General features: G+C 62.7%; 10 protein-coding genes. 9 read left to right on the top strand and 1 reads right to left on the bottom strand.

Going from position 1 to position 7899, the window contains the following annotated elements; genetic code table 11:
- Positions 1-6: 6 nt before the first annotated feature.
- The 9 genes from LB541_RS17855 to LB541_RS17895 all read left to right on the top strand — a co-directional run bounded on the left by LB541_RS17855 (position 7) and on the right by LB541_RS17895 (position 7376).
- On the top strand, positions 7-678 hold the full coding sequence (locus LB541_RS17855; protein ID WP_140632383.1) for an amino acid ABC transporter permease: 672 nt from the start codon (positions 7-9) through the stop codon (positions 676-678).
- 2 nt (positions 679-680) lie between these two features.
- Positions 681-1334 (top strand): amino acid ABC transporter permease, encoded by a 654-nt coding sequence (locus LB541_RS17860; protein WP_140632386.1) that lies wholly within the window; start codon positions 681-683, stop codon positions 1332-1334.
- A 34-nt stretch (positions 1335-1368) separates the two neighbouring features.
- Positions 1369-2145, top strand: coding sequence for a transporter substrate-binding domain-containing protein (locus LB541_RS17865; RefSeq protein WP_181165309.1), 777 nt, complete (start codon positions 1369-1371; stop codon positions 2143-2145).
- A gap of 69 nt (positions 2146-2214) precedes the next feature.
- The gene (locus LB541_RS17870) at positions 2215-3324 is read left to right on the top strand and encodes an enolase C-terminal domain-like protein (RefSeq protein WP_140514980.1); all 1110 of its coding nucleotides are present in this window, start codon (positions 2215-2217) and stop codon (positions 3322-3324) included.
- A gap of 5 nt (positions 3325-3329) precedes the next feature.
- On the top strand, positions 3330-4364 hold the full coding sequence (locus LB541_RS17875) for a zinc-binding alcohol dehydrogenase family protein (RefSeq protein ID WP_140632389.1): 1035 nt from the start codon (positions 3330-3332) through the stop codon (positions 4362-4364).
- Positions 4361-5122, top strand: coding sequence for an SDR family NAD(P)-dependent oxidoreductase (locus LB541_RS17880; RefSeq protein WP_140514976.1), 762 nt, complete (start codon positions 4361-4363; stop codon positions 5120-5122). The genes LB541_RS17875 and LB541_RS17880 overlap by 4 nt, the downstream gene beginning before the upstream one ends.
- 28 nt (positions 5123-5150) lie before the next feature.
- Positions 5151-5840, top strand: a complete 690-nt coding sequence (locus LB541_RS17885; protein WP_140498420.1) for an RraA family protein — start codon at positions 5151-5153, stop codon at positions 5838-5840.
- Positions 5841-5847: 7 nt separating this feature from the next.
- Positions 5848-6144, top strand: a complete 297-nt coding sequence (locus LB541_RS17890) for a UxaA family hydrolase (protein ID WP_140498421.1) — start codon at positions 5848-5850, stop codon at positions 6142-6144.
- The gene (locus tag LB541_RS17895) at positions 6141-7376 is read left to right on the top strand and encodes a UxaA family hydrolase (RefSeq protein ID WP_140632392.1); all 1236 of its coding nucleotides are present in this window, start codon (positions 6141-6143) and stop codon (positions 7374-7376) included. The genes LB541_RS17890 and LB541_RS17895 overlap by 4 nt, the downstream gene beginning before the upstream one ends.
- 268 nt (positions 7377-7644) lie before the next feature.
- On the opposite strand, the gene LB541_RS17900 is transcribed toward LB541_RS17895, so the two are convergent.
- Positions 7645-7899 (bottom strand): TOBE-like domain-containing protein (locus LB541_RS17900; RefSeq protein ID WP_224619170.1); only part of this gene is annotated, 255 nt, incomplete at its 5' end.

Raw genomic sequence — 7899 nt, forward strand, 5'->3', positions numbered from 1 at the left:
ACGAGTGTGGGGTACCTAGATTTTTCCGGGACATTCGCGCGCGGCGACCTGTTCGTGCACGCCGCCATGCTGACTGTCGGCCTGTCGGCCGCCGCGCTGGTTCTGGGCATGTGCGTCGGCATCGTCGGCGCCCTGATGAGACTTTCGAGCTCGAAAGTCCTCTCCTCAATCGCGGCCGCCTATGTGGAAATCATCCGAAACACGCCGTTTCTGGTGCAGATCTACATCGTCTATTTCGGCCTGCCCTCGGTCGGCATTCGCATTTCCGAAGTGACGGCGGCCATCCTCTCCCTGACGCTCTACGCGGGCGCCTATATCACCGAGATCGTCCGTGCCGGCATCCAGACGATCGGCAAGGGACAGCGGGAGGCGGCGCACACGCTTGGCATGTCACCGTATCTCACCTTCCGCTATGTCGTTCTGCTGCCGGCGATTTCAGCGATCTTTCCGGCACTGACCAGCCAGTTCATCCTGATCATGCTGGCCTCCAGCGTCGTTTCGGTCATCTCCGTCCCGGAACTGACCGGCGTCGCCAATGATGTGCAGGGCCTGACCTTCCGAAGCCTGGAAGCCTATCTCGTGGTCGCGGCCATCTACCTTGTCCTGACGGCTGCATTCAAAGGCGTCTTCGCACTGATTGACCGTGCCCTCTTCTCCTTCCGCTTTGCAGGGCGATGACGATGTTCCAGACATTCAATCTCCATCATGTCGGGTTTCTGCTGCAATGTGCGACGTGGACGGTCGTCCTCTCGGGAATTGCGCTTGCAGGCGGCGCCATCGGCGGATCGATTGTCGCCCTCATGCGCCTCTCCCGCTTCGCCTGGATGCGCTGGATCGCACAGGCCTATATCTATGTCATCCAGGGAACGCCCCTGCTCGTCATTCTCTTCATCGCCTATTTCGGCGTCGCCAATCTCGGCTATGACCTTCCGGCGATCTACGCGGCCGGCCTTGGATTTACGCTCTACAGCAGCGCGTTCCTCGGCGAGATCTGGCGCGGGTCGATCCAGTCGATCAACAAGGGGCAATGGGAAGCGTCGTTCGTGCTGGCGCTTGGCTGGCGGCACACGATGACCGACGTCATCATCCCGCAGGCGCTTCGCGTCGCCATTCCTCCGACGGTCGGCTTCTCCGTTCAGGTCGTCAAGAACACCGCGCTTGCTTCGGTCGTCGGCTTTATCGAACTGACGAGAGCAGGACAGATCGTCTCCAGCGCCACGTTCCAGCCGCTGCCCGTCTATCTGACGGTCGCGGCCATCTACTTCGGCATCTGCTCCATACTGTCCCATGCCAGCCGCCGCCTGGAGCGCCGCCTGCAGCAGGCAGCCAACTGAAGATCCGGTTCATCACACCAGGGAGGAAAGTATCATGCTATTGAAGAGACTTGCTGTCGGGGTCGCCGCGATGCTGGCCATGATATTGCCCGCAAAGGCCGAGAGCACGCTGGACGCCATCGTGCAGCGCGGCACTATCAATGTCGGCGTCGGCCTTGGAACGCCGCCTTATGGCCTGATGGACAGCAGCATGCAGCCCGACGGCTATGACGTGTCCGTGGCAAAGGCAATCGCCCGCGATCTCGGCGTCAAGGTCAACATCGTCGACACGACGGCAGCCAACCGCATCCCGAACCTGACTTCGGGCAAGCTCGACATCGTGATCTATTCGTTCTCGATCACCGCCGAGCGCGCCAAGGCCATCGCGTTCACCAACACGTACTATGTCGACCAGCAGGTCTATGTCGGTCCCGCCGACCAGCCGATCACCAAGATCGAGGATCTGGCGGGCAGGAAGATCGGCGTGACGCGGGCCAGCACGAACGACATCGTCATGACCAAAAAGGCCGTCGAAGGCGCACAGATCCAGCGCTATGACGATGACGCGTCGACATCCCAGGCGCTGTTCGCAGGCCAGGTCGAAGGCATCGTGACCAGCGGCGCGCTTGCCCGCGCCGTCGAGGAGCACGATCCTAACCTCAAGAAGCAGTTCGTTGTGGCGCAGGCGCCGATGGGCATAGGCCTGCGCCGCAACGACCCGGACTTCCTGCACTGGCTGAACACGGAGCTCTTCATGCTTCAGTCGACAGGTGAGCTGCAGGCCCTGCAGAAAAAATGGATGGGTGTCGAAGTCGACCTGCCCCGCTTCTGAGAATGACTGGATCCGGGACTCCCCCGGATCCACACATGCCGCTGCGATCGGTTTATCGAAGGTTTTTCCATGAAAATCACGGATGTGAAGGTGCGCTGCTGCCAGCGCAAACCAGGCGATTTTGCCGCCAGCGCGTTTCGAACCGGGGATTTCGCGAAGTTCGAATTTCTCACCGTCACCATGATGACGGATACCGGGCTCGAGGCAACCGCCTTCGGGTTCGCCGGTCGTTCGGCGGCGGGCGCCGGCAGGCTGATTGCCGACACGCTGCGTCCGTTCTTCATCGGCCGTGACCCGCTCGACCGGGAAAAGGCATGGCACGATTTCCGGGTGGCCGACCGCTGGTGGGGCCACTTGCCGATCTATGCCTACGGACCATTCGACACCTGCCTCTGGCTGCTGTCGGCCACCGCCGCCGGGCAGCCTCTCTACAAATATCTCGGCGCCTTCCGCGAACGCGTGCCGGTCTATGGCAGCTCGATGATCCTGTCGGGGCCGCAGGACTATGTGAAAGAGGCGCTGCGCGCCAGGGCCGAAGGGTTGCGGGCCTACAAGCTCCATACACCCGGTCTCGATCTCGACTACGATATCGACGTCCATCGCCAGGTCCGCGCCGCCGTCGGGCCGGATTTCACGCTGATGTCGGATCCGGTCTCGATGTTCAATCTCGAGCAGTCGATCCGCTTCGGCCGCGAGCTGGAAAGGCTCGACTTCTACTGGCTGGAAGAGCCTTTATACGACGAGGACGTGCATTCGCTGCGGGAGCTCGCCCGCACCCTCGAAATCCCGCTCGTCGGGACGGAAGTCCTTGCGAAGCACCCTTACAGCATCGCCGAATGCATCTCGACGCGTGTCGTCGATCGCGTCCGGGCAGACGTTTCCTGGACGGGCGGCGTCACGGGCGTCATGAAGACGGCCCGCCTCGCCGAAGCCTTCGGCGTCAATTGCGAGATCCATACCGCCATCTTCCACCCGATGGAGATCGTCAACCTGCATTGCGCCGCGGCGATCAAGAACTGCGACTTCTTCGAAGTGCTCTATCCAATGGAGAACTTCGCCTTCGGCCTCAAGCAGCCGCTGCCGATCAAGGACGGCTACGCCGCGCCGCCGTCAGCCCCCGGCCTCGGGGTCGAGATCGACTGGGATGCCATCGACAACAGCACGATCTGTGAGGCCTGAGCGCCATGATGAAAGCTGTCTGCCTCGAGGAACCCGGCAAGATCTCGCTGGTCGAATTGCCCGAACCAAAACCGGGCCCGGGCGAAGTCGCGGTGCGGATGGAGTATGTGGGGTATTGCGGTTCCGACCTGACGTCGTTTCGCGGCCTCAATCCGCTGATCTCCTACCCGCGCGTCCTGGGCCATGAAATCTCCGGCACCATCTCGGCGCTCGGCGACGGCGTCAGCGCGCTTGCGGTCGGCCAGTCCGTGACTATTCTTCCCTATTTCAATTGCGGCAGGTGCCATGCGTGCCGCCTTGGCAGGCCGAACGCCTGCAAGGACAACCGGACGATGGGCGTCCAGCGCGAGGGCGCGATGGCCTCGATCGTCGTCGTTCCCGCGGGCAAGGTCATTCCGGTCGAGGGCATGCGCCAGCGGGACCTCGCGCTGATCGAGCCGCTTGCCGTCGGCTTCCATGCCGTCCGCCGCTCCGAGCTTTCGGCTGGAGAAACCGTCGTCATCCTTGGCTGCGGCGTCATTGGGCTCGGCGCCTTGCTCGGCGCTGTCAGGCGGGGCTCACGCGTGATCGCAGTGGACCTTAGCGCCGACAAACTCGCCGTTGCCAAGGTGCTCGGCGCCACTGACACCATCGATGCGTCGCGCGAAGATGTCCTGGCGCATGTCCTGGAACTGACCAGTGGGGACGGTCCGCAGGTCGTCATCGAGGCGGTCGGCGCGGATGCGACCTTTCGGCAGGCGATCGATCTCGTGGCGTCCTGCGGCCGGGTCGTCTATGTCGGCTACGCCAAGAACAAGATCGCTTACGACACCAAGTTCTTCCTGCTCAAGGAGATGGATATCCGCGGGTCGCGCGGCTCCGAGATCGCCGATTTCCACGATGTTATCGGCTATCTGAAGCAACATCGGGACGCCGGCGACCGCATCGTCTCACGCGTCGTGCCAATCGAGGAAGCCGGTGCGGCCATGCAAGCCTGGGACAAGAACCCCGGAGGCTTCACCAAGATCGTCGTCCGGATCGAAGCGAAGGAAGACGCATGAGCATCAAGGATATCTTCGGGCTGGAGGGGCAGCATGCGCTGGTGACCGGCGGCGGAAGCGGTCTCGGCCTTGCGATCGCCACCTGTTTCGTCGAAGCCGGCGCCAAGGTGACGATCGTCGGCACCAACGCCGCGAAGCTCGCTGCCGCCTGCGAGACGCTGGGGCCTTCCGCCACGAGCCATGTCTTCGACGTGACCGACACTGCCGGTGCCACGGGTTTCGCCAGCGAGGTGGCAAAAAAATCCGGACGCGTCTCGATCCTCGTCAACAATGCCGGCAACACGGTCAAGAAGCCGCTCGGCGAGATGAGCGTCGAGGCTTTCAATTCGGTGCTGAACGTCCATGTCGGCGGCGCCTTCGCCCTCTCGCGCGCCTTCCTGCCGCAGGTGACGGAAGCAAGGGGCAGCATTCTTTTCACCGCCTCGATGAGCTCTTTCCTCGGCATTCCCAACGTGATCGGCTATTCGGCGGCGAAAGCCGCCTATGTCGGCATGGTGAGGGCGCTCGCGACCGAACTTGCGCCCAGCGGGATACGCGTCAACGGTGTGGCACCAGGCTGGATCGACACCGCGCTTCTACGCCAGGCCACCGCAGCCGATCCGGAAAGGGCGCGCAAGATCAACAGCCGCATTCCCATGGGTCGTTTCGGCGAGGGCGCCGATATCGGCTGGGCCATGACCTATCTCGCCTCACGCGCCTCAGCCTATGTGACCGGCCATATACTGGTGGTCGACGGCGGCGCGCTGCACGGCTTCTGACACCATAGTTTTTCGAGGGAGAAAACAGATGACGACCGATACTGACAAGGCGATCTTCGAAGTCATCCGCAAGGAACTCTTCACGGCCGTCGTCGGCGACGTGCTCGATGTAATGGGCCACCGCCGGCAGTTCCTGCCGGCCGGGATCGTGCCGTTGCAGCCGGAGATGAAAGTCATCGGCCGCGCGATGCCGGTGCTGGAGGCGGACGTGTTTTCCGGCGGTTCGCCGGATGCGCACGGTCCGCTCGCGAACAAACCGTTCGGCCTCATGATGGAAGCGCTGGACAGCCTGACGGAGAACGATGTCTACATCGCCAGCGGCTCCTCCTTCCGCTACGCGCTGTGGGGCGGGCTGATGTCCACCAGGGCCCAGAAGCTGAAGGCTGCCGGCGCCGTCCTCAACGGCTATATCCGCGACTCCTGGGAAATCGAAAAGCTCGGCTTTTCGGTCTTCTCGCGCGGCATCTATGCCCAGGACCAGGGCCCGCGAGGCAAGGTGATCGACTATGGCTGCCCAATCGAGATCGAAGGCATCCTGGTAACGCCCGGCGACCTGATCTTCGGCGACCGCGAGGGCGTGCTTGTGATCCCGCGCGAGGCGGAAAAGGAAGCGATCGAGCGCGCGATCGAGAAGGTCAGCACAGAGAACAAGGTCGCAACCGCGATCCGCGACGGCATGAGCGCCTGCGAAGCCTTCCGTACCTTCGGCGTCATGTGAGCCGACGATGGACGATCCTCGTCTGCTCCTGCTCTGCGATCACGACAATGTGCTGGTCGCCTGCCGGCGCATCGAAGCCGGTGAGACCATCATCGTCGGCGGCGAGTCGCGCATTCTGATCAAGGCCGTGGAGCTCGGCCACAAGCTGGCGCGGCTGCCGATCGCCCCGGGGATGAAGGTCATCAAATACGGCGTCCCGATCGGCTCGGCGACGCGGTCGATCGGACCCGGCGAGCACGTCCATATTCACAATCTGAAGAGCGACTACACCAAAACGCACGTAATAGCGGAGACCGGATCATGACCGGCGAACAGTCCACCATCCTCGGCTATCTCAGGCCGGACGGTCGCAAGGGCATCCGCAACATTGTGATCGTGGCCTATCTGGTAGAGTGCGCGCATCATGTCGGTCGCGAAATTGTCTCCCATTTCCGCGGCAGGGACGTGCATCTGATCGGCTTTCCAGGCTGCTTTCCCAATCCCTATGCGCAGCGGATGATGGAGCGTCTGTGTACGCATCCCAATGTCGCCGCGGTACTGCTGCTGTCACTGGGATGCGAAAGCTTCAACAAATTCTCGCTCGCCCGCACCGTCGAGGCAAGCGGACGGCCGGTGGCCACGCTGACGATCCAGGAAAACGGCGGTACCTTGTCGACGATTTCCGACGGCATCGAATGGGTCGGGCAACGCCTGCAAGAGCTGGGCGCGGTCGCGAGAGTGCCAATGGATGCGAGTGAACTTATCGTCGGCACGATCTGCGGCGGGTCGGACGGCACCAGCGGCATGACCGGCAACCCCGCCGCCGGCCTTGCCTTCGATCGGCTGGTCCGTGCGGGAGCAGCCTGTATTTTCGAGGAGACCGGCGAGCTGATCGGCTGCGAAGAGATCATGGCGAGCCGTGCCGTGACGCCTGGACTCGGCGTCGAGCTGCGCGCCTCCGTGGCAAAGGCAGCGCAATACTACGCGACGCTAGGCTATGGCAGTTTCGCTCCGGGCAATGCCGATGGCGGCCTATCCACCATCGAGGAGAAATCGATGGGTGCCTATGCCAAATCGGGCTCGTCGCCGATTTCGGGCCTCATCAAGCCGGGCGACATTCCCCCTGGCGGCGGACTCTACCTGATGGATGTCGTGCCGGACGGGGACGTGCGTTTTGGCTTCCCCAACATCTCGGACAATGCCGAGATCGTGGAGCTCATCGCTTCCGGTTGTCACCTCACGCTCTTCGTCACCGGCCGCGGTTCGGTCTCGGGGTCGGCGGTCGCACCGGTCATAAAGATCTGCGCCAATCCCGAAACATACCGTCGCCTGTCGGGCGACATGGACGTCGATGCCGGACGTATCCTCGAAGGGGCCGCCACCTTGTCGGATGTCGGCGACGAAATCTTCAATCTGGTTCTTGCTGTCGCCAATGGCCATGCGACGAAATCCGAACAACTCGGGCACCGCGAATTCATCCTGACCTACAAGACTTTCGAACCGATCGGTCCCGCATGTCTGCCGGGCGCACAGCGAAAGGCTGGTCACCGAAGCTGAAGCCGCCGGCGTTTGCCGTGTGCCTGCGAGCGCTGTTTGCCTCTGTGCTGAAGCTGCGCGATCCTTGACCAGCGCAGGAGCAAATGCGTGGCGGGCCGAACAATCTGGCGACAAGCTCACTCGTTTTGTTTGAAGCGCGGCACGCCGAAACGGATTCATGCGAGCCGCTTAGGTCTTGTTTTGCATGTCGCTAGATCGAACCGAGGTTGCTTGGGCAAACCAGCATTGGGCTGGCGGCTCGCAACCGCCTCACCTCCATACGGACAATTCAAATCAGCGGGCCTGCGTCAGCCATACGCCGCTTCCTGATATCTGGGGGAAGCGTCTTCTCGTTTTGGCGAGGGTTCTGTTCCGCCGGCGCGAATGAGCTGCCTGCCTGGTCGGAAAAAAACAGCTTCCAGCGGCCCGGGCGGAACGCTACCCGGCTCTTCTGGGCCGCGGGATGATCGACGGGCAGCTCGATCTCGACGCGCTGGCGTTCGCCGCCGATCTCGAGTTCCACCCGGCGGGTGCCGGCGACGCG

It is taken from the genome of Mesorhizobium sp. BR1-1-15 (assembly GCF_020165475.1).
Taxonomy (GTDB): Bacteria; Pseudomonadota; Alphaproteobacteria; order Rhizobiales; family Rhizobiaceae; genus Mesorhizobium.